The organism is Micromonospora sp. NPDC048907, assembly GCF_055586885.1.
In genome coordinates this window covers 1018609-1039242 of record NZ_JBVJHI010000001.1, presented here as the reverse complement: position 1 = coordinate 1039242, position 20634 = coordinate 1018609, and the positions used below count along the sequence as shown (strand labels likewise).

Below are 20634 nucleotides of genomic sequence, written 5' to 3'. Positions count from 1 at the left end.
TGGAGGTATCCGGACCCCGGAGACAGCCATAGCGCTCCACTCACCGCCGCAAGCCAGGCATGAACCGGACATTCGTCCCAGGCTCACCGCCCGTGTCGGCGCAACGTGACGACCTGGCTGGATCGGCGCGACCGCCCCAGCCCCATCCACAGGCCACGCAGCCACCCGCCCACCCAGCCCGACCCGCTTTGCTCTGCAGCCATCCACGCACCACCTACGCTCCGTGCCCGCTGCGGCGATGGCTGCAGAGCAAAGGCGGGCATGGAGCACCCGCCCGCCACCCGTGCCGGGATGACGACCCGAGCCCTGATCCCCCACCGACCTGGCCTCACTGCGAACAGCAGCAGGGAACGATCAGTGGCGGCCGTGGCGTGCGCGGAGGTAGTCGGAGACGACGTACTCGCCCAGGTCGTCGAGGTCGGGGGTGAACATCCGGCCCTTGGAGCGCCGGGCCACCGCGTCCACGAACCGGCGCAGGCCCGGGTCGTCGCCGAGCATGAACAGGTTCAGCGTGGCCCCGTACCGGGTCAGCTTGTCCACCTCGCGGATGGTCGCCTGGATGGTCTCCGGCAGCGGCGGCCAGTGGAAGTACGCCTCGCCGTCGGACGGGTCGAGGTGGGCGGTGGGCTCACCGTCGGTGACCACGAGCACGACCGGCTCGGCGCCCGGGTGCCGGCGCAGGTGCCGCCCGGCCAGCCGCAGCGCGTGCTGCAGGTTGGTGCCCTGCTCCATGTCGGGCTCCACCGCGGCCAGCTCCTGCTGGGTCAGCGGCATGGCCTCCCGGCCGAATCCGATGATCTGCAGGGCGTCCTGCGGGAAGCGGGTCGCCATGAGGTGCGAGAGGGCCAGCGCGGTCTGCTTCATCGGCCCCCAGCGCCCCTGGGAGATCATCGAGTACGACAGGTCGACGCAGAGCGCCACGGCCGCCGAGGCGCGCCGCTCGGTCTCCATGACCTCGAAGTCCTCGACGGCGAGCTGCACGGGCACCCGGGGGCCGGCCCGGCGGACCGCGCGGGTGAGGGTGCGCACCACGTCGAGGGGCTGCTCGTCGCCGTACTCCCACTGCCGGGAGGCGCCGCTCACCTCGCCGGCCGCGCCCGCGGAGCGCAGGTCGTGCTGGCCGCGCGGCCCGGCGGTCAGGTCGGCGAAGACCCGGCGCAGGGCGGTGCCGGCGAGCCGGCGCAGCGCCTTCGGGCTGAGCGTCAGCCCCTCGGCGTCCCGGGTCACCCAGCCCTGCCGGCGCAGCTCACGCTCCAGCTCCTGCAGCCGGCGTACGTCGTCGGCGGCGTCCCGGCCCAGCGTCCGGGCGACCGCCTCGACGTCGACGTCGTCCAGCGTGGCGCCCGGGTGGTCCTGGTCGAGGGAGTCGAGCAGCTCGTCCAGCTCGGCGATCTCGCCGAGTGCGCCGGTGGCCTCGCCGTAGCCGAGCTGCTGGTCGCCCCGGATCCGCTCGCCGCGGCGCCAGTTGAGGTCGGGGCGCAGCGACCGCAGGTGCTCGTCGAGCTGGGCCAGTTCCCCGGCCAGCTGCTCGCCGAGGGACTGGCGCATGAGCCCGGCCAGCTCCTCGCGCTGCCGGTCGGACAGCGACCGCATGAGCCGCTCCCCGGCCGCCGACCGGCGGGCCAGCACGTCGATCAGCTCGTCGACGTCCTTCGGCTGCTCCGGGAAGAACTCGCCGTGCCGGCGCATGAACTCGGCGAACGCGTCGGTGGTGTCCTCGGACCGGGCGTGCCGGGCGAGCAGGTCGTTGAGGTCGCTCATCATCTCGGCGAGCTGCCGCTGGGTGGCCGGGTCGCCGGCGGCCCGTGCCGCGTCGCGCAGCCCGGCGAAGCGCTGCTCCAGCACCTCGCCGCGCAGCCCGTCGAGGATCCGCTGGTAGCTGGCGCGGGCCTCGTCGCTGGCCCAGTCGTACCCGGACAGCTCCTCGACGGCGCGGGCCGTCGAGCGAGGCAGGTTGTTCAGCACCGCCTCGGCGAAGCGGGCGTCGTCGCCGTCCCGCCCGCGCAGTTCCTCCCGCTCGGCGGCGAGGGCCTGGTCGAGCAGCGCCTGGGCGCGGGTCACCGCGCCGTCCAGGTCGCCCCGGCGCAGCGCCTCCCGGCGCAGCCGGCGGGCCCGGGCGGCCAGGTCGTCCAGGCCGCCGCGCCCCTGCGGGCCGCGCCGCAGCAGGTCGCGCAGCGCCTCCCGCAGGCTGCCGCCGGCGAGGACCTCCGAGCCGACCGCGTCCACCGCGGCGCGTACGTCGTACGGCGGGGCGAGCGGGTCGGGCCCGCCGCGCCACTGCCCGTACCGGAACCGGTTGCCGGCCACGGTCAGCCCCGGCCGCCGTAGACGGTGCGCCCGGACTCGGTGACGTCCTTGCCCAGCCGGCGGGTGAGGTGCAGCCCCTCCAGGACGAACTCGATCCCGGCGGCGGCCTCCTCGGGGGTGGGCGCGTCGCCGAGGCCGAGCCGGTCGAGCACCTTGGCCAGCCCGGGAACGGTGCCGACCTGGCCGAGCAGCTCCGCCGAGGAGACCAGCTCGCCGGTCTCGATCTCGGTGCCCTCGGCGACCAGCGCGGTGAATCCGGAGAGGTCCAGCCCGGCCAGTCGGGCCCGGAACGTCTCGGCGGTGGCGGTCCGCAGCAGGTGGCCGAGGACCTCGATCTCCCGCCCCTCCTCACCGCTCTCGAACTCGACCTTGCCGCGCAGCGTGGAGGTCACCGAGACGGCGTCGCCGACGCGGGCGACCGGTGCCTCGTGGACGGCGGCGCCCAGCAGGCCGGCGCGGCGCAGCGCGGCGGCGGCGACGGTCTCGGCGGCGGCGATGGCGAACCGGGCGGAGACGCCGGAGCGCGGGTCCACCGACGGTGATTCCCGGACGGCGCGGGCGAAGCGGGCGAGCACCTCCAGCACGTGCTCCGGGACGGTGGCGACCAGGTCGGCCTCCTGCCGGATCAGGGACAGTTCCAGCTCCAGGTCGAGCGGGTAGTGGGTGCGGATCTCCGCGCCGAAGCGGTCCTTGAGTGGAGTGATGATCCGGCCCCGGTTGGTGTAGTCCTCCGGGTTGGCGCTGGCCACGAGGAGCAGGTCCAGCGGGAGCCGGAGCTGGTAGCCGCGGACCTGGATGTCCCGCTCCTCCAGCACGTTGAGCAGCGCCACCTGGATGCGTTCGGCCAGGTCGGGCAGCTCGTTGACGGCGAAGACGCCCCGGTTGGTGCGCGGCACGAGTCCGAAGTGGATGGTCTCCGGGTCGCCGAGGGTACGCCCCTGGGCGAGCCGGATCGGGTCGACGTCGCCGATGAGGTCGCCGACGCTGGTGTCCGGGGTGGCGAGCTTCTCGCCGTAGCGCATCGAGCGGTGCAGCCAGCCGATCGGCAGGTCGTCGCCGCGCTCGGCGACCAGGGCGCGGGACGCCGGGGTGAGCGGGTGCATCGGGTGCTCGTTGAGCACCGAGCCGGGGATCACCGGGGTCCACTCGTCGAGCAGCGCGCCGAGCGAGCGGATGAGCCGGGTCTTGCCCTGGCCGCGCTCGCCGAGCAGCACCATGTCGTGGCCGGCGAGCAGGGCCCGCTCGACCTCGGGCAGCACCGTGTCCCCGTAGCCGACGATGCCGGGGAAGCGCTCCTCGCCGGCGCGCATCCGGGCCAGGAGGTTGTCACGGAGTTCCTGCTTGACCGTGCGGTGGCGATGGCCGGCGGCCCGCAGCTCGCCGAGCGTGCCGGGCAGGTCGGCGGGCGGGGCCGGGGGAACCTGGTTGGGCGCAGTCACCCGACCAACGCTATCTCGGTCGGGTGACCGCGCGCCGCCTTCGGAGCTGGCCGGACCGTCACGGACGGGCGACGGGCCGCCCGCAGCGGGCGCAGGCGCCCCGCCGCCGCAGGTGGTACGCCAGGGTGGCGGCCCCGAGCGCGACGCCCCAGAGGGGCCAGAGCAGCATCGGCGCGGAAGCCAGACTGAATCCGCCGGTCAGGTGCCAGAACTCGGCGTTGCTCATCAGGCCGAGGGTGGCCGCCGTCACCGACAGCGCCACCAGCGCCGCGGGAACGACCGCCAGCCTGATCGGCACCCGCCGGCCGGCCAGCCCCGGCAGCCAGCGGGGGAACCGCTCGCCCCAGGGGCGGACCAGCCCGAGGGTGAGGATCGCCCCGACGGTGGCGAAGCCGCCCAGCCCGGCGCCGGCCCAGACCAGCCCGGTCTCCCGCATCTCGGCGAGGAAGTCCCGGGGGATGCCGAGCGGGATGCCGGCCGCCCAGGCGAACCGGGTGACCGCGTAGGCGAACGGGATGACGGCGGCCGTGTACGCGGCCCAGCGTCCCCAGCGGGCGGCCGCGGCGGGCGTGGTCCAGCCGCGTTCGTGGTCGTCCCGGCCGCAGGCCGGGCAGGCGCCGGCGGTCCGGCGCTGCCAGAGCAGCAGCGCGCCGGCCAGCAGGACGCCCCCGACGAGGGCGGCGCACCGGGCGGCCAGCGGCCAGTCGAAGATCTGCCCGTAGTCGACGGGCGGCCAGCCGAACGGCGCGCCGACGAGCAGGATCGGCAGGTAGCCGAGCACGATCAGCACCCGGGCGTCGGGGACGACCACGGTCAGCGCGAACGCGACCGTCCAGCCGTAGCCGAGCAGCAGCGCGCGGGGCGGGCCGGGCCGGCGTACCGTCGCCGGGCCGCTCATGGCCAGGGCCGCGACGGCCGCCAGCAGCAGCACCCCGGCGAAGAGCGGGGCGCCGACGTCCACCGGCAGCAGCCGGAGCAGGCTGACGTCGCCGCCGTGCGGGTCGTTGGCGCCGAACGGGTAGCCGGCGCCGGTCAGGGTCGAGAGCAGGGCGAGAACGCCCCAGCCGCCGAGCCAGGCGGCGGCGAGCGGTGCGGCCAGGTCGAGCCGCGTCCGGGCGGCCCGGCGGGGTGGGGAATCGGTGGTTGTCGTCATGCTCTCAGCGTCGGCGGGTCGGCCCCCGGATCCCTCCCGCGCCGGGGTGGACCGCCTCCCCCACGGGAGGGACTCCTCAGCCGGTCGGGACCACGAATCCCGACTCGTACGCGGCGATCACCGCCTGGGTCCGGTCCCGCACCCCGAGCTTGGCCAGCACGTTGCCGACGTGCGTCTTGACCGTCTCCACGCCGACCACCAGCCGCTCGGCGATCTCCGGGTTGGACAGCCCGGCGGCCATCAGCCGCAGCACCTCGCCCTCCCGTTCGGTGAGCCGGGCCGCGCGCAGCGCGTCGCCGCCCCGGCCGCCGTACGCGCCGGCGAGCCGGCGGATCGCCGCCGGGAACAGCAGCGACTCACCGGCGGCCACCACCCGGATGGCCTCCACCACCTCGGCCGGGCGGGCCCGCTTGAGGAGGAAGCCGCTCGCGCCGGCGCGCAGCGCCTCGTAGACGTACTCGTCGTTGGCGAATGTGGTGACGACCAGGACCCGGGGCGGGTCGGCGGAGGCGGCCAGCAGCCGCCGGGTGGCCTGGATGCCGTCGATGGACGGCATCCGGACGTCCATGAGCACCACCCGGGGTCGCAGCCGGGCCACCAGCGGCGGCACCTCCGCGCCGTCCGCGGCCTCGCCGACCACCCGCAGGTCCGGCTGGGCGTCCACGATCGCCCGCAGGCCGACCCGGATCAGCTCGTCGTCGTCGACGATCAGCACGTCGATGGTCACCCGGTCTCCCCTCTCGGTGCCGGCAGGGTGACCCGGACCCGCCAGCGGTCGCCGTCCGGGCCGGCGGCGAGCTGCCCGCCGAGCAGCAGCACCCGCTCCCGCATGCCGTCGAGCCCGCGCCCGCCGCCACGCGGCCCGGTGGTGCCGCGCAGCGCGTTGACCAGCTCGATCTCCAGGCGACCGTCGGGTACGGCCACCCGCAGGCGCACCGGACCGCGGCCGTGCCGGGCCGCGTTGGTCAGGCCCTCCTGCACGATCCGGTACCCCTCCCGGGACACCACGGCGGGCAGGCCACCGAGCGTCCCGCTGACCCGGGAGTCCACGGCCAGGCCGGCGGCCCGGGTGTCGGCGACCAGCCGGTCCAGCCCGTCCAGGGTGGCCTGCGGCGCGGTGGACGCCGGTGCCCGCCCGTCGGCCGTCTCCCGGAGCAGCCCGAGCACGTGGTCCAGGTCGTCCATCGCGCGGCGGCTGGTCTCCTCGATGGCGCCCAGCGCCCGGCGGGTGAACTCCGGGTCGCTGTCGAGCAGCTCCCGGGCCGCCCCGGCCTGGAGGGTCGCCACGGTCAGCGCGTGCCCCACCGAGTCGTGCAGCTCCCGGGCCAGCCGGTTGCGCTCGGCCAACCGGGCGGACCGGGCCTCCAGGGCGGCGATCCGCTCGGCCTGCGCCGGGCCGAGCAGCACGGGCGCCATCGAGGCGGCGAGCGCGCCCAGCCCCGCGACCGCGTACCCGAGGGCGACCAGCAGGGCCAGCCCGGCCAGTCCCGCCACGACCGGGCGGCCCGGGTCGAACGGGCCGAAGCCGTCCTCGGCGGTGGCGCCGGTGTCCACGCCGGCCAGCCCGGCGAGGAAGACCAGCGCCATGGGGAACGCGCTGATCGCCGCGAACAGCACCATTGCGCCAGTGAGCAGGTGCAGGGCGATCCAGAGCGCCGCGCGTACCCGGGTCTCCCGGTCGATCCGGTGGCCCGGGGCGGGATCGGGGAGGTCGACGGCGAGCAGCGCCCGGGCGGCGGCGATCTCCAGTGCCCGGCTGCCGGCGAGAAACACCGGCACGGCGGCGAGCCCGGCGGCGACCAGCAGCAGCCCGCCGCCGACCGGGCGGGGCACGTCGGCGTTGCCGAGCAGTTGCGCGAACGCCGCCGCGAGCAGCGCGTACGGCAGGGCGAGCACCCCGCCGAGGAGCAGGAACACGGCGCGCCGCCAGGTGCTCCCGCGCACCAGCGGCGCCAGCACGCCCGGGACCGTCACCCGGTCATTCTGCCGCCCGGCAGCGGCCCGCCGACTCCCCCGAGACGGGGAGATCCGGTCAGCGGTGGTCCTGGACGTACCGCTGCGGGTCCTTGTCGCGGAACGGCAGGTTGCGCCCGTTCTTGTGCTCGCCGTAGAAGGTCAGCCAGCGCTGCCCCAGCTCGGCCCGCAGCTCGACGCTCGCGTGCCGGCGGAAGTCCGGCAGCGCCTCGTCCTCCTCCTCGGCCAGGTGCTCGCTGTTCTCCCGGCGGGCCCGCCACACGGCCGCCCACCACGCGTCGGAACCGACCTCGTGGAGCTTGGACTCGGCGACGGCGTCGCGGATCTTGTTGTGGTCGCCGATGGCGTCCTCGGTCTCCTCGGCGCCGTCGTCGCCGTGCTTGACCAGGTGCGGGTAGAGGATGGCCTCCTCCGCCTCGGCGTGGATGTCCAGGTGCAGCGCCAGCGCCTCCCAGACGGCCAGCAGCTCGGCCGGGTCCCGGGCGTCGTCCAGCCGGGCGAAGCCGCGGCGGAAGGCGGCGTGGTCGTCGAGGATCAGTGCGGTGATGTCGTCCATGGTGGTCACTTCCGGGTTCGGGCGCGGATGAGCTTGGGTACGGCGGCCAGCCCGGTGACCGGGCGGAACGCGTGGGCGGCGGTGGCCAGCGCGGCGTACTCGTCGTCGGCCAGGTCGATCTCGGCGGCGGCCGCGTTGCGCTCCACCTGCTCGACGCTCGACGCGCCGGGGATGGCCACCACGCTGGGGTGCCGGAGCAGGTACGCCAGGGCGACCTGGCTGGGCGTGGCGTCGTGCGCGCCGGCGACCTCGCGCAGGGTGGCGATCAGCTCGGTGCCCCGCTCCAGGTTCTCCGGCAGGAAGTACGGGTTGGCCCGCCGGATCGCCCCGGCGGGCGGGTTCCGGGCGTCGTAGCGGCCGGAGAGGAAGCCCTGCCCCAGCGGGCTGTACGCGATGACGATCCGGCCGGCCTGCTCCGCGTACGGGATCAGGTCCTCCTCGGGGCGGCGGTCGACCATGCTGTAGCGGACCTGGTTGCTCAGCACCCGGCGCCCCAGCGCGGCCTCGGCGAACCGCCAGCGGCGCAGCGTGTAGTTGCTGACCCCGACCTCGCCGACCAGCCCGACGTCCTGGAGCGCGCGCATGCCGCGCATCGTGGTGGTGTCGGCGACCACCGGGTTGGGCTGGTGCACCTGGTAGAGGTCGATGCCGGTGACGCCGAGCCGGGCGGCGGAGGCGACCGCCCGCTGCTGCACCACCGGGGCGAGCGGCAGCACCGGGAATACCTTGCTGGCGACCACGACCCTGGCCCGGTCGTCGCCGACGACTGCTCCGGGTGGCAGCGCGGCGTCCGACGCGCCGTGCTGGAGTGGTCGGAGGGCCGCGCCGAGGATGCGCTCGCTGCGGCCGAAGCCGTAGATCTCGGCGGTGTCGAAGAGGGTGACGCCCAGGTCGAGCGCCCGCCGGACGATCTGCGCCGCCCGGCGTTCGTAGTCGGGGCCGTAGCCCCACTCGCGCGAGCCGAACTGCCACGTGCCGAGGCCGATCTTGGAGATGGGCTTGGGGGTGTCGAGCGGGACGTAGCGCATGGACTCGAAGCTACCCAAGCGGGCGGGACCGCACGCCGGTTCCGGCGGCCCACCTCCGCGCCGGCCTGGGCGCGGCCCCGGACTAGGGTCGGAGGCGTGACCTACCTCGCCAGCGAAGACCGTTACGACTCGATGATCTACCGGCGCACCGGCCGCAGCGGCCTGCGCCTGCCCGCCATCTCGCTCGGGCTGTGGCACAACTTCGGGCCGGACCGCCCGTACGAGCGGCAGCGGGACATCGTCCGGCGCGCCTTCGACCTCGGGATCACCCACTTCGATCTGGCCAACAACTACGGCCCGCCGCCCGGCGCCGCCGAGGAGAACTTCGGCCGGCTGCTCGCCACCGACCTGAAGCCGTACCGGGACGAGCTGGTCATCTCCAGCAAGGCCGGCTATCTGATGTGGCCCGGCCCGTACGGCGAGTGGGGCTCGCGCAAGTACCTGATCTCGTCGCTGGACCAGTCGCTGCGCCGGATGGGCCTCGACTACGTCGACATCTTCTACTCCCACCGGTTCGACCCGGACACCCCGCTGGAGGAGACGATGGGCGCGCTGGACGCGATCGTGCGCTCCGGCAAGGCGCTCTACGTGGGCATCTCCAACTACGACTCGGAGCAGACCGCCCGGGCCGCCGGGATCCTCCGCGAGCTGGGCACCCCACTGCTGATCAACCAGCCGTCGTACTCGATGCTCAACCGCTGGACCGAGGCCGACGGGCTGCTGGACACCCTGGAGCAGGCCGGCGCGGGCTGCATCGCCTACAGCCCGCTGGCGCAGGGCCTGCTCACCGACCGCTACCTGGGCGGCATCCCCGCCGACTCCCGGGTGCGCACCAGCGTCTTCCTCAACGAGAGCGACCTCAGCGAGGAGCGGATGGCCACCATCCGCGGGCTCGCCGCGGTCGCCGAGCGGCGCGGCCAGAGCCTGGCCCAGCTCGCGCTGGCCTGGGCGCTGCGCGACCCGCGCATGACCAGCCTGATCATCGGGGCGAGCAGCGTGGCCCAACTGGAGGGGAACGTGGCCGCGCTGGACAACCTCGACCTCGGCGCCGACGACCTGGCCGAGATCGACCGCCACCTGGGCTGACGGCGGGCGCTCACCAGACCCGGCGGCGGCCGGCGCGGTGACTGCGGACCCCGCACGGCCGGCCCACGGGCACGCTGCCGGCCCGCCGCAACCGCATCGCCACCACGACGACGAGCAGCACGGTGACCCCGGCCGCCGCGCCGACCACGAGCGGCCGGGGGAACCGTCCGGTGTCGGTCACGGCCGCCACCGGCACCCCCGCCGCCGGGTCGCCGGCCGCGTCGCCGGTCGCGGCCCTCGGCACGGTACGCGGGGCCGCCGCGCTCGCCGGCGGCGACGGCTCTGCACGCGGCGTGGTCGCCGCCCCGCCGGACGGCGACCGGAACACCACATCGGAGCAGGAGTAGTAGGTGTCCTGGGTGTTGGAGTTCTGCCAGATCGTGTAGATGATGTGGCGCCCGGTGCGGCCCGCCGGCAGCCGCCCCGGCATCTGGTAGGCGCCGTCCCGGATCGGCGGGTCGGTGACCGTGAGGAACGGCTTCTCCGCCAGGTCCGACCAGGTCAGCCGCCGGGTCGGCGCGTACGAGGCGGTGGTGGCGTAGAACCGGAACGTGCCCTTGTGCGGGATCGTGGTGCGGTAGCGGAAGGTGTACCGGGCGCCGGCCGTGAGCGTGGTGGCCGGCCAGTCGGTCCGGGGCAGGTCCAGCCCCCGGTACGCCGACAGCCCGCCGCTGCACAGCTCCCCGTCGGGGATGCGCTCCCGGTCCCGCCCGTCGATCCGGGCCACCCGGATGTTGTCCCACTCCCGCACGGCCGCCCCCTCGGCGATCGCGGCCCGGCAGGCCGGCGTGTCCGCCCGGCCACCCTCCGGTCCGCAGGCGGCGGCCCGGCTCAACGGGCTGGTGGGGGCGCCGTGCGCGCTCGCCGGCACGCCGGTGAGCAGCAGGGTCGCGGTGACGGCGGCGAGCCCGGCGAGCGTGCGGCGTACGGCCATGTCATCGACCTCCCGCGCACTGGTACGGGCGCCGGGCGGCAAAGGTTCGATCCGCGCGTCCGGCGCGCCGGACCCCACGGCCGGCTCGGGCGTGCTGACCGAACGGCTGGACGGGGCGGCGGCGGAGCGGCGTGGGCCCTAGAGTGACGAAACCCCGCGATCAAGGAGCGAGCCGTGTCCGAGCCGCCACAGACGCCAGAGGCGCCCCGACCCGCTCCGGCGGCCGGGTCGGACGTCACGCCGCACCTGCTCGTCGTGCCCGACGTGGCGGGCGCGCCGCCCACGGTGCCGTGGCCGGGCCCGGAGGGGCAGCCCGCCTGGGCGATCCCGGTGGTCGTCCCGGCCGGCACCCGCGGCTACGCGCTGTTCGTGCCGCTGGTGCCCGTGGCGGAGGGCCAGCCGGCCGCGTCCGCCGAACAACCGGCCGCCCCGCGGCTGCTGGTCCCCGCGCCCGGCGTGCCCACCCAGGCCGCCCCGCCGGCCGTCGAGACCCCGGGTGTCGCGGCCACGGCCGGCTCGACCCCGACGACCTCGGCGACCGGCCCGGCGCCCGCCGGCGCGCCCCCGGCGGCGGCGTCCCCGGCCGGTGGCGCTGAGGCCGTTACGGCGACCGACGATGCGCCCACGCAGGCACCCTCCTCCGCCGGGCCGCCGAGCGCGGGCGCCGGGCCGACACCGGCCGCGGAGGTCGAGCCGGAGGCGGAGACCGAGCCGGAACCGACGGCCGGGGCTGGCCCGGCGACCTCGACGGCCCCTGCTCCGCCGGCCGGCTCGCCGGCGACACCGGCCGCCGCCGAGGCCCGGCCGGCCGCCGCCGTTCCGGCTCAGCCGGCCGCCGCCGTCCCGCCGCAGCCGGCCGCCGCCCCGCCGTACCCGGGGCACGGGATGCAGCCCTGGGGCGTCTACCCGCCCCAGCCCGGCTGGACGCCCCGGCCTCGCACCCCCCGCACCTCGTTCCTCGGCGCGCGCTGGCCGGGCCCGAAGCCGGCCACCGGCCGGGCCGTCCCCCTCGCCGTGCTGGCCGGGGCACTCGGCGCCGCGTTCTTCGTGCCGCTGAGCCGGGTCGGCATCGGCTGGTTCCTGGGCTGGCTCACGCTGACCCTCGGCGTGCTGGTCGCGGTACGCCGGCGCACCGCCGGCCTGCCCCGCGCCGAGCGGCTGATCCGTGGCGGGTGGGCGGCGGCGGCACTGGTCCTGCTCGCCGTGCTGGCGTTCCGCAACGCCTGGTGGCTGGTGACGTTCTGCGTGCTCGGCGCACTGGGCTGCGCCACCCTGGCGATCGTCGGCGGCCGGCTGGTCCGCTCGATCCTGTTCGGCCTGGTCGCCACGCCGTTCGCGGCGCTCCGCGGCCTGCCCTGGGTGCGGCGGCACGTCACCGCCTCACCGGAGGCCGGGACGGTCCGCAAGATCACCGGCTCGGTGGTCGCCACCGTGCTGGTGCTGCTGGTCTTCGGCAGCCTGCTCGCCTCGGCCGACGCGGCCTTCTCCGAGGTGCTCACCGCGATCGTGCCCGAGATCAACATCGGTACGGTGTTCCGCTGGGTCTTCCTGGCCGCGGTCGGTGGCCTGATCGCCGTCGCGGCGGTCTACACGCTGGCCGCCCCGCCCGACCTGTCCACCGTGGACCGGCCGAGCAGCCGCCGGTTGGGCGCGCTGGAGTGGGCGCCGGCCATCGGCGCGCTGACGCTGCTCTTCGCCGGCTTCGTGATCGTGCAGTTCACCGTGCTCTTCGGCGGTCAGCGGCACGTGCAGAAGGTCGCCGGGTTGAGCTACTCCGAGTACGCCCGCAGCGGCTTCTGGCAGCTCCTCTTCGTCACCCTGCTGACCCTGGCCGTGCTGGGCGGGGTGAGCCGCTGGGCCAGCCGCGAGCGGCCGGTCGAGCGCCACCTGCTGCGCGTGCTGCTGGGCCTGCTCAGCGCGCTCAGCGTGGTCATCGTGGTGTCCGCGCTGTCCCGGATGTGGACGTACCAGAAGGTCTACAGCTTCACCGGCGAGCGGATCTTCGTGATGGCGTTCGAGCTGCTGCTCGGCGCGGTCTTCCTGATGATCCTGGCGGCCGGCGTGCGGTGGCAGGGCCGGTGGATCCCGGGCACGACCGTCGCGCTGGCCGTGGCGATGCTGCTCGGCCTGGCCGTCCTGAACCCCGAGGACTACGCGGCGAAGCGCAACATACTCCGCTACGAGCAGACCGGCAAGATCGACGCGTGGTACCTGCGGGCACTCTCGGCCGACGCGACGCCCGCGCTGACCCGGCTCCCCGACCCGGTGCGCCGCTGCACGCTGAGCTGGATCGCCGACGACCTGGAGGAAGCCGACCCCTGGTACGCCTGGAACCTGGGCCGGCACCGGGCCCGCCAGGCCCTCGACCGGGTCGGGCCGGGCGCGATCGGCGGCCCGAAGGACTGCCGCCGGGCCGACCAGTTCGACCTGCCCAAGTCCCGCCGGTGACCCTGCCGGCCGGGCCGCGGCACGCCGTGGCCCGGCCGGGGGCGCACCCGGCCCGTCCGTGAACGTTCACCGGCCCCTCACGTGCGGGCCACGGCGGACACCGACACCGCACCTACCTTCGGCTGCGCGAACGTCAACCGAAGTAGCGGAGGTTCCTCCATGTCCGTCCGTCAGCTCATGACGGTGCTGGCCGCCGGGGCGGCGCTGGCCGTGCCCACGGCCGCCCACGCGGCCCCCGGCGCCGGTCCCGGCGTGCTGCCGCAGAAGACCCACTTCGACCTGCAGGCGCACCGGGGCGGGATCGGGCTGACCACCGAGGAGACGCTGGCCGGCTTCGCCAAGGCCATGCGCCTCGGCGTCACCACGCTGGAGCTCGACACCCAGGTCACCCGGGACGAGAAGGTGGTCGTCACGCACGACCGACAGGTCAGCGCGCAGAAGTGCCGCGACACCGCCCCGGTGACCGCCGGCGACCCGCAGTACCCGTACGTCGGGAAGTACGTCAAGGACCTCACCCTGGCCCAGATCAAGACCATGGACTGCGGCTACCAGCAGCTGCCCGGCTTCCCGGAGCAGGAGCAGATCGCCGGCGTCCGGATGGCCGAGCTGCGGGACGTGCTCGACCTGGTGAAGAGCTACCACGCTCACCAGCTCACGCTGAACATCGAGACCAAGGTGGAGGCGGGCGCGCCCGAGCAGACCGCCCCGCGCGAGCTGTTCGTCCGCCGGGTCTTCGAGGAGATCCGCGCCTCCGGCATCGAGGACCAGGTCACCATCCAGTCCTTCGACTGGGGCTCGCTGCGGGTGATGCACCGGCTCGCGCCGCGGTGGCCGCTGGTGGCCCTCACCAACTACGACTTCCTCCAGGTCGGTAAGCCCGGCGCCTCGCCGTGGCTGGGCGGCCTGGACGCCGACGACTTCGGTGGCGATTTCGTCCGCGCGGCGGCCGCGATCCCGGGCGTGACCGCCCTGTCCCCCAACTACGGCTTCCCGCAGAACGGCACGGTCGCCGACCCGGCCTTCCGGTTCTACCCGGACCGGAAGATGATCGCCGACGCGCACGCCCGCGGCCTGAAGGTCGTGCCGTGGACCTGCGACGACCCGGCCACCGTGGCGGCGCTGATGGATCTGGGCGTCGACGGGATCATCACCAACTACCCGAACCGGGTCCGGCAGCTCATGGCCGAGCGGGGCATGCGGCTGCCGAAGGCGTACGAGCCGCGCTGAGGCCCGCGGCGTCCGCCCGGTCGACCGGGCGGACGCCGCCACGGGCGGGCCCGGTCAGGCCGGGCCGCCGCCGAAGCCGATCTCGTTGCCGTCCGGGTCGCGGAAGATGGCCTTGCGGACCCCGTTGTCGTAGGTCTCGCGCTCGGCGGGTGCCAGGCCGCGCTCGGCGATCTGCGCGAGGCGGGCGTCGAGATCGTCGACGAAGACGGTGTGCATGGCGTGCCCGGCGTGCTCGGGCCGCACCTCGATGTACAGGAACCGGTGCTCGGCCAGCTCCCACACCGCCTCGGTGTCGTTCGGCAGGAACGAGGGCGGCGCGCCGAGGAGCCGCTCGTACCAGGCCGCCGCCGCGCGGCGGTCGCGGACGGGGAGGCCCGCGAACAGGTCTACGGTCATGAGCCCATGCTAGGGATCAGCCGGGCTTCTCCTCCGGCTCTCCGTCGTGCCAGCGGGCGCCACCCATGGCCACCAACCCGACGGCCACCGGGAGCGGGGTCATCGCCTCCAGAACAGGAGGTGGGTGACTCCGCTGGGGCTCGGCACCGACTCGAGGTGAAAGCGGTCGAGAAGCTCCTGGTGGCTCTCCCACAGCCGCTCGCCGCGACCGAGGTCGACCGGCGCGACGGCGATGTGCATCTCGTCGACCAGGTCGGCCTCGAGGAATTCGCGGATGGTGGCGACTCCACCGCCGAGGCGTACGTCCCGGCCGTCGGCGGCCTGCTTCGCACGTGCCAGCGCCTCGGCCGGGCTCGCGTCGAGGAAGTGGAACGTGGTGTCCGCCAGGGTGAACGACGGGCGCTCGTAGTGGGTGAGCACGAAGACCGGCACGTGGAACGGTGGGTTGTCCCCCCACCACCCCTGCCAGTCGTGGTTCTCCCAGGGGCCGCGCTGCGGGCCGAACTTGTTACGGCCCATGATCTCGGCGCCGATGTTGCGGTCGTAGTCGCGGGTCAGGTAGTCGTCCAGGCCGCGGGTGCCCCCGGGCTCGGTGCGGTACACGAAGCTGGCGGTGGCGGCACGCCAGGCCAACAGGGCGGTGGGGTCCGCGTGGCCGAAGGGCCGCTCCAGGCTCTGCCCCTCGCCGGCGCCGAACCCGTCGCGCGACACGGCGAAGCTCTGCACCCTCAACCGCTGCTGTGGCACGAATTCCCCTCCGACGAGCCTTGTGATTGCAACTTACGCCCCACCTACGGCGGGCCCGGAGGCCTCCCCCGGCTCGGGGCTTGCATCCGGTACCTCGGTACAGGCTTACCGTCGGAGGATGAGCGACCACGACATCACGACGGACGAATCCTGGGTGCCGGATGCGTGCACCCTGCCGACGGCCGAACGGCCGCTGCGGCTCGCCGAGTTCGACCAGTTCTTCCGCGCCGCGGTCCGGGGTACCGATCGGGTCTCGGCACAGCACCTGCGGTTGCGGCTCGACGGCGCGGAGCACGTCGAGGAGACGGCGCGGGCTCTGACGGCCCGTGAGTCGTCGTGCTGCTCGTTCTTCGCCTTCGACATCGCGCGACACGGCCCGGACCTGCTGACGCTGGACGTCCGGGTACCAGCCGAACATGTCGACGTGCTCGACGCCCTCGCCGCGCGGGCCGCGGTTGTCCGAGCCCCGAGATGACCGGATCGGGGCTGCGCAGCGGCGAGCTGGCCGACGCGGCCGGCGTCAACCCGCAGACGCTGCGCTACTACGAGCGCCGAGGGCTGCTCGCCGCCCCGCGGCGGTCGCCGGGCGGGCACCGGCTCTACCCGTCCGACACGGTCACCCTGTTGCGGGTCATCAAGATCGCCCAGCGCCTCGGGTTCACCCTCAAGGAGGTGGCCGACCTGCTGGACGCCGGCCGGCACCACCGCCGACCCGGCAGCGGCCTCCGGGCACAGGCCAGGGAGAAGCTCGTCGAGGTGGAACAGAAGCTGACCGACCTCACCGTCATCCGCGATACGCTCCGCGCCGCCGTCTCGGCCGGTTGTGACGATCTGGTCACCTGCGCCGGCAGCTCCAGCTGCCCGCTTCCCTTCACCGAGCTCACCGAGGGACGGCGGGAACCGTGTCCGGAATGACGAAGGGCGTCCGTCATGTCTGACGAACGCCCTGATCGCGAAGGGTGGAGCCGAGGGGACTCGAACCCCTGACCCCCACACTGCCAGTGTGGTGCGCTACCAGCTGCGCCACGGCCCCTTGCGTCGTCCCCGGTCGCCCGGGCACGGAAAGAACTATACACACGCCGGTTGGCATGGTCATCTCGCGGGGGTCTCCCGGCCGGCCACTCAGTTCAGGGCCACATCCGGGGGGAAGTGGGCGACCGCCGCCATCATGCCGCCCTGCCGGCGCAGCACCATCGGCCAGAGGTCGTCCGGGCGGTCGACGAAGGCGTCGCCGGGGAGGGCGTCGAGCACGAACCAGGACCCGTCCTCGATCTCCCGCTCCAGCTGCCCGGCGCCCCAGCCCGAGTAACCGGCGAAGACGCGGATCCCGCCGACGGCGTCGCGCAGCTTCTCCGGGTCGACCGAGAGGTCGATGGTGCCCACCGCGCCGGAGACCCGGTGGAAGCCCTTCACCGGCTTGATCGGGTGGCGCATCCGGGCCAGGCAGATCGCCGAGTCGGGCTGGACCGGGCCGCCCTCGAAGAGCACCGCGGGGTGCCGGGCCAGGTCGCTCCAGTCGCCCAGGACGTCGGCCACCGGCACCTCGGTGGCGCGGTTCAGCACCACGCCGAGGGCGCCGCCGGCTTCGTGGGCGACCAGCAGCACGACGGTGCGGTCGAAGTTCGGGTCCTTCAACGCAGGCGTCGCGACCAGCAGCCGCCCGGTCATGGAGTCCATGGCTCGGCCACCGATCGCCTGTCCCTCACCCTGCATGTCCGACACCCGTCAGCCGTACGCCGCGACCAGCCGCGCTGTCAACGCCATGCAAGGCACCATAGCCTGCGGTCCGCCCGCTGGCTAAGGTCTGACCGGCGGGTGATCGTGTGGGATCGAGGGAGGGTCGGATGGCGGCTACGGCCGAACTGGCGGTGATCGGCGGGTCGGGCCTCTACGCCCTCCTCGACGGCGCCACCGAGCACGTGCTGGAGACGCCGTACGGGGCGCCGTCGGATCCGGTCACCATCGCCGAGGTGGCCGGCCGGCGGGTGGCGTTCCTGCCCCGGCACGGGCGCGACCACCGCTATCCGCCGCACCTGATCCCCTACCGGGCCAACCTGTGGGCACTGCGGTCCCTGGGCGTACGCCAGGTGCTGGCCCCCTGCGCGGTCGGCGGGCTCCGGCCGGAGCTGGGTCCGGGCACGTTCGTGGTGCCGGACCAGCTCGTCGACCGCACCAGCGGGCGCGTCCAGACCTACTACGACCAGGGCGCCGTGCACGTGTCCTTCGCCGACCCGTACTGCCCGGTGGGGCGGCGGACGCTGCTCGACGCGGCGGCCGGGCGGGGCGTGCCCGCCGTGGACGGCGGGACGGTGGTGGTGGTCGAGGGGCCGCGCTTCTCGACCCGGGCGGAGTCGCGCTGGTTCGCCTCGATCGGCGGCACGGTGGTCAACATGACCGGCCACCCGGAGGCGGTGCTCGCCCGCGAGCTGGCCCTCTGCTACACCTCGATCGCCCTGGTCACCGACCTGGACGCGGGCGTCGAGGCGGGCGAGTCGGTCACCCAGGAGGAGGTCTTCCGGGTCTTCGCGGAGAACACCGACCGGCTGCGCGGGGTGTTGCTGGACGCGGTCGCCGCGCTGCCCGCCGAGCGGGACTGCCCCTGCGGGCGGGCGCTGGACGGGATCAAGCTGCCGTTCCCGCTGCCCTGAGCGCCGGGAAGCGCCCGAAAAATCACGCTCGGCCCGATAGATTCGGCTGGTCGGGGAGCTGATCACCGGGCCGTCCCCGGCTCGCGCGGGGGACGGGAGGCAGCCGGCGATGGCAACGGTCCGCGACACGACCTACGACCTGCTCCGCGCCCTGGGCCTGACCACCGTCTTCGGCAACCCCGGCTCCACCGAGGAGCCGTTCCTCAAGGACTTCCCGGCCGACTTCCGCTACGTGCACGCGCTGCAGGAGGCGTCGGCCATGGCCATGGCCGACGGCTACGCGCAGGCCACCGGCCGGCCCGCGCACGTCAACCTGCACACCGCCCCGGGCTTCGGCAACGGCATGGGCAACCTGGTCACCGCCTGGCACAACCGGACGCCGCTGATCGTCACCGCCGGCCAGCAGACCCGGGAGATGCTGCTCATCGAACCCCGCCTGGCCAACCCCCGGGCGGTCGAGCTGGCCCACCCGTACGTCAAGTGGGCCCACGAGCCGGCGCGGGCGCAGGACATCCCGGCGGCCTTCATGCGGGCGTACGCCTCGGCGGTGCAGCCACCGACCGGGCCGGTCTTCCTCTCGCTGCCGATGGACGACTGGGACCGGCCGACCGACCCGCCGCCGCAGGTGCGGACGGTGGCCACCCGGATCGCGCCGGACCCGGACCGGCTGCGCGGCTTCGCCGCCACCCTGGCCGGCTCCCGCGCTCCGGTGGTGGTGCTCGGTGCCGCGGTCGACCGGGCCGACGCCTGGCCGGTCGCCGTGGCGCTGGCCGAGCGGCTGGCCGCGCCGGTCTGGGCCGCCCCGGCGCCGGAGCGGGCCGTGTTCCCCGAGGACCATCCGCACTTCCGGGGTGTCCTGCCGTACGCGATCGGCCCGCTGGCCGAGGCGCTGCGCGGCCACGACACGGTGCTGGTGGTCGGCGCGCCGGTGTTCCGCTACTACCCGCACGTGCCGGGCGACTACCTGCCCGGCGACGCCCGGCTGCTGCACGTCACCGACGACCCGGACGAGGCGGCCCGGGCCCCGGTCGGGGAGAGCCTGCTCGGCGACGCCGGGCTGACCATGGCCGGGCTGGTGGAGCTGCTGCCCCCGACGGACCGGTCGCCGCCGCCGGCCCGGGAGGCTCCGGCGCCGGCCGGGTCGGCCGACCCGCCGAGCGCCGACGCCCTCTTCACCGCGCTGGCCGGGCAGTGGCCGGCCGACGGGGTGCTCGTGCAGGAGTCGCCGTCCAACCTGGCGGCGCTGCGCCGCCGGCTGCGGATCGGCCGGCCCCGGTCGTACTTCACGATGGCCAGCGGCGGCCTCGGGTTCGGCCTGCCGGCGGCGGTGGGCATCGCGCTGGCCGAGCGGGACAGCGGGCGGGGCCGGCCGGTGGTCACGGTGATCGGCGACGGCTCGTTCCACTACTCGGTGCAGGCCTTGTGGACCGCCGCGCAACTCGGCCTGCCGCTCGCCGTCGTGGTCCCGGTCAACCGGCAGTACGCGATCCTCAAGGCGTTCGCCGAGCTGAAGCACACCCCCGGGGTGCCGGCGCTGGACCTGCCGGGGCTGGACGTGACCGCGGTGGCGCGCGGCTACGGCTGCGCCGCGGAGGTGGTGGAGTCGCTGGACGCGCTCGGCCCGGCGCTGGCCGCCGCGCTCGCGGCCGATCGGCCGACCGTGCTGCCGGTGCCGATCAGCACCGAGGTGCCACGGATCCTGTAGCGGTCAGCGGCGCACGACGAGCGGGGTGCCGCTGGCCACGTCGAGCACCGCCCGGTCGCCGAGGGGCGCCTTCAGCGTGACGGTCAGCGGCTTCAGGACGAGCTGCATGGTGCACGGCCCGGTGGACCGGACCAGCCCGGCCCCGAGCACCACCACGTCGTCCCGCTCCAGTACCAGCGGGGTCGGCGGCCCGTCACAGGCGCCCGTGCCGACCCGGTAGTCGATCCGGTTCCCGGTCACCGCGCGCAGGTCGGTCGCCCCCACGACACCGTCGTCCGCCGGGCGGCTCGGCGCGATCCCCTCCGGCGCGGTCCCGACCGCGCCGGGCGCCACGGCGAGGCGGGCCACCGGCACCCGGAGGCCTTCCACGGTGAACAGCCAGGCCGGCACGTCGGCCCCGCCCCGGCTGGTACGCACCGACGCGCTGCCCAGCGTCACCCCGGTGACCGTGAGCGGGATGCACGGCCTGGGCGCCTGGGTGGCGACCCAGCCGTCCGGGCCGGGCTCGATGGTCGGGCCGCCCTTGGGCCGCCCCGGACCGGGTGTGCTCGGCCGGCCCTCGCAGGGCGGCGGGTCGCCCTGGTCGAGCTGAGCGTACGCGTCGGCGGCGCTGACCAGCGGGACGCGCAGCGTGCCGTCCGGGAAGCGGATCGTCCCGTCGGCGGGCCGGGCGGTCGGCAGGGCGATCTGGTCGCGGTACCAGCCGTTGAGGAAGGCCTGTTTCGTCTCGTCGGTGAAGCCGGGGTCGCCGGTCAGCACGGTGGCCTCGTCGAGCGGGACGTACCCGCTGCGCCACGCGGGCCCGGGGCGCCACGCGTCGGCCACCTCGGCGGCCCGCTGGTCGAAGGCCTCCCACCGGTGATCGGGGCCGGAGACCGACGGACCGCCGGCGGCCGGCGGGCCGGCCGGGTCGGCGCCGGGCGCGGCGCAGCCGGCCAGGACCAGGAGCGGTAGCCCGAGCAGGGCGAGAGAGCGACGCATGCGGG

19 protein-coding genes and 1 tRNA gene are annotated in these 20634 nt (G+C 75.1%); 7 read left to right on the top strand and 13 right to left on the bottom strand.

All coding sequences use genetic code 11. From position 1 onward, the window contains the following. Window positions 1–354: 354 nt before the first annotated feature. From ACZ6PY_RS05150 to ACZ6PY_RS05120, 7 genes are all read right to left on the bottom strand, one after another. A complete protein-coding gene (locus tag ACZ6PY_RS05150) occupies window positions 355–2307 on the bottom strand; it encodes a vWA domain-containing protein (RefSeq protein ID WP_466069330.1) in 1953 nt (650 codons plus the stop codon). 2 nt (window positions 2308–2309) lie between these two features. After that, window positions 2310–3746 carry a magnesium chelatase gene (locus ACZ6PY_RS05145; protein ID WP_466069328.1) on the bottom strand — a complete coding sequence of 479 codons (1437 nt, stop codon included), beginning with the start codon at window positions 3744–3746 and terminating at the stop codon, window positions 2310–2312. Window positions 3747–3804: 58 nt separating this feature from the next. Then, complete coding sequence (locus ACZ6PY_RS05140; RefSeq protein ID WP_466069327.1) at window positions 3805–4899, bottom strand: hypothetical protein; 1095 nt, start codon at window positions 4897–4899, stop codon at window positions 3805–3807. A gap of 76 nt (window positions 4900–4975) precedes the next feature. After that, the gene (locus ACZ6PY_RS05135) at window positions 4976–5626 is read right to left on the bottom strand and encodes a response regulator (protein ID WP_466069325.1); all 651 of its coding nucleotides are present in this window, start codon (window positions 5624–5626) and stop codon (window positions 4976–4978) included. Then, entirely contained in the window at window positions 5623–6873 is a 1251-nt protein-coding gene (locus ACZ6PY_RS05130) for a sensor histidine kinase (protein ID WP_466069323.1), read from the bottom strand. Before ACZ6PY_RS05130 ends, ACZ6PY_RS05135 begins: the two co-directional genes overlap by 4 nt. Window positions 6874–6931: 58 nt before the next feature. Next, window positions 6932–7429 (bottom strand): hemerythrin domain-containing protein, encoded by a 498-nt coding sequence (locus tag ACZ6PY_RS05125; RefSeq protein ID WP_466069321.1) that lies wholly within the window; start codon window positions 7427–7429, stop codon window positions 6932–6934. A gap of 5 nt (window positions 7430–7434) precedes the next feature. After that, window positions 7435–8457: an aldo/keto reductase gene (locus ACZ6PY_RS05120; RefSeq protein ID WP_466069319.1), complete on the bottom strand. Its 1023-nt coding sequence runs from the start codon at window positions 8455–8457 to the stop codon at window positions 7435–7437. Window positions 8458–8553: 96 nt separating this feature from the next. On the opposite strand from ACZ6PY_RS05120, the gene mgrA reads away from it, so the two are divergent. Further along, a complete protein-coding gene (gene mgrA, locus ACZ6PY_RS05115) occupies window positions 8554–9543 on the top strand; it encodes an L-glyceraldehyde 3-phosphate reductase (RefSeq protein ID WP_466069317.1) in 990 nt (329 codons plus the stop codon). 10 nt (window positions 9544–9553) lie between these two features. Here mgrA and ACZ6PY_RS05110 read toward each other — a convergent pair whose 3' ends face one another. Continuing rightward, window positions 9554–10477, bottom strand: a complete 924-nt coding sequence (locus tag ACZ6PY_RS05110) for a lytic polysaccharide monooxygenase auxiliary activity family 9 protein (protein WP_466069315.1) — start codon at window positions 10475–10477, stop codon at window positions 9554–9556. 174 nt (window positions 10478–10651) lie between these two features. Between ACZ6PY_RS05110 and ACZ6PY_RS05105 the strand changes: the two genes are divergently transcribed. Continuing rightward, window positions 10652–12925 carry a DUF4153 domain-containing protein gene (locus ACZ6PY_RS05105; protein WP_466069313.1) on the top strand — a complete coding sequence of 758 codons (2274 nt, stop codon included), beginning with the start codon at window positions 10652–10654 and terminating at the stop codon, window positions 12923–12925. A 159-nt stretch (window positions 12926–13084) separates the two neighbouring features. Next, on the top strand, window positions 13085–14152 hold the full coding sequence (locus ACZ6PY_RS05100; RefSeq protein ID WP_466069311.1) for a glycerophosphodiester phosphodiesterase family protein: 1068 nt from the start codon (window positions 13085–13087) through the stop codon (window positions 14150–14152). 54 nt (window positions 14153–14206) lie between these two features. Here the strand turns inward: ACZ6PY_RS05100 and ACZ6PY_RS05095 are convergent, their stop codons facing one another. Beyond that, window positions 14207–14548, bottom strand: a complete 342-nt coding sequence (locus ACZ6PY_RS05095) for a VOC family protein (protein WP_466069309.1) — start codon at window positions 14546–14548, stop codon at window positions 14207–14209. 99 nt (window positions 14549–14647) lie between these two features. After that, the gene (locus ACZ6PY_RS05090; RefSeq protein ID WP_466069307.1) at window positions 14648–15295 is read right to left on the bottom strand and encodes a dihydrofolate reductase family protein; all 648 of its coding nucleotides are present in this window, start codon (window positions 15293–15295) and stop codon (window positions 14648–14650) included. A 118-nt stretch (window positions 15296–15413) separates the two neighbouring features. On the opposite strand from ACZ6PY_RS05090, the gene ACZ6PY_RS05085 reads away from it, so the two are divergent. Together ACZ6PY_RS05085 and ACZ6PY_RS05080 are read left to right on the top strand one after the other, a co-directional pair. Beyond that, window positions 15414–15770 carry a hypothetical protein gene (locus ACZ6PY_RS05085; protein ID WP_466069305.1) on the top strand — a complete coding sequence of 119 codons (357 nt, stop codon included), beginning with the start codon at window positions 15414–15416 and terminating at the stop codon, window positions 15768–15770. Next, window positions 15767–16210, top strand: a complete 444-nt coding sequence (locus tag ACZ6PY_RS05080) for a MerR family transcriptional regulator (protein WP_466069304.1) — start codon at window positions 15767–15769, stop codon at window positions 16208–16210. The genes ACZ6PY_RS05085 and ACZ6PY_RS05080 overlap by 4 nt, the downstream gene beginning before the upstream one ends. A 45-nt stretch (window positions 16211–16255) precedes the next feature. On the opposite strand, the gene ACZ6PY_RS05075 is transcribed toward ACZ6PY_RS05080, so the two are convergent. Both ACZ6PY_RS05075 and ACZ6PY_RS05070 read right to left on the bottom strand, forming a co-directional pair. Then, window positions 16256–16328: transfer RNA gene (locus ACZ6PY_RS05075), tRNA-Ala, on the bottom strand. Between the two features lie 89 nt (window positions 16329–16417). Continuing rightward, complete coding sequence (locus ACZ6PY_RS05070; protein ID WP_357822034.1) at window positions 16418–17008, bottom strand: YqgE/AlgH family protein; 591 nt, start codon at window positions 17006–17008, stop codon at window positions 16418–16420. 131 nt (window positions 17009–17139) lie between these two features. On the opposite strand from ACZ6PY_RS05070, the gene ACZ6PY_RS05065 reads away from it, so the two are divergent. Together ACZ6PY_RS05065 and mdlC are read left to right on the top strand one after the other, a co-directional pair. Then, window positions 17140–17943, top strand: coding sequence for an S-methyl-5'-thioadenosine phosphorylase (locus ACZ6PY_RS05065; RefSeq protein WP_466069302.1), 804 nt, complete (start codon window positions 17140–17142; stop codon window positions 17941–17943). 109 nt (window positions 17944–18052) lie between these two features. Next, window positions 18053–19648, top strand: coding sequence for a benzoylformate decarboxylase (gene mdlC, locus ACZ6PY_RS05060; protein ID WP_466069300.1), 1596 nt, complete (start codon window positions 18053–18055; stop codon window positions 19646–19648). Window positions 19649–19651: 3 nt separating this feature from the next. Here the strand turns inward: mdlC and ACZ6PY_RS05055 are convergent, their stop codons facing one another. After that, window positions 19652–20629 carry a hypothetical protein gene (locus ACZ6PY_RS05055; protein ID WP_466069299.1) on the bottom strand — a complete coding sequence of 326 codons (978 nt, stop codon included), beginning with the start codon at window positions 20627–20629 and terminating at the stop codon, window positions 19652–19654. Between the last annotated feature and the right edge of the window lie 5 nt (window positions 20630–20634).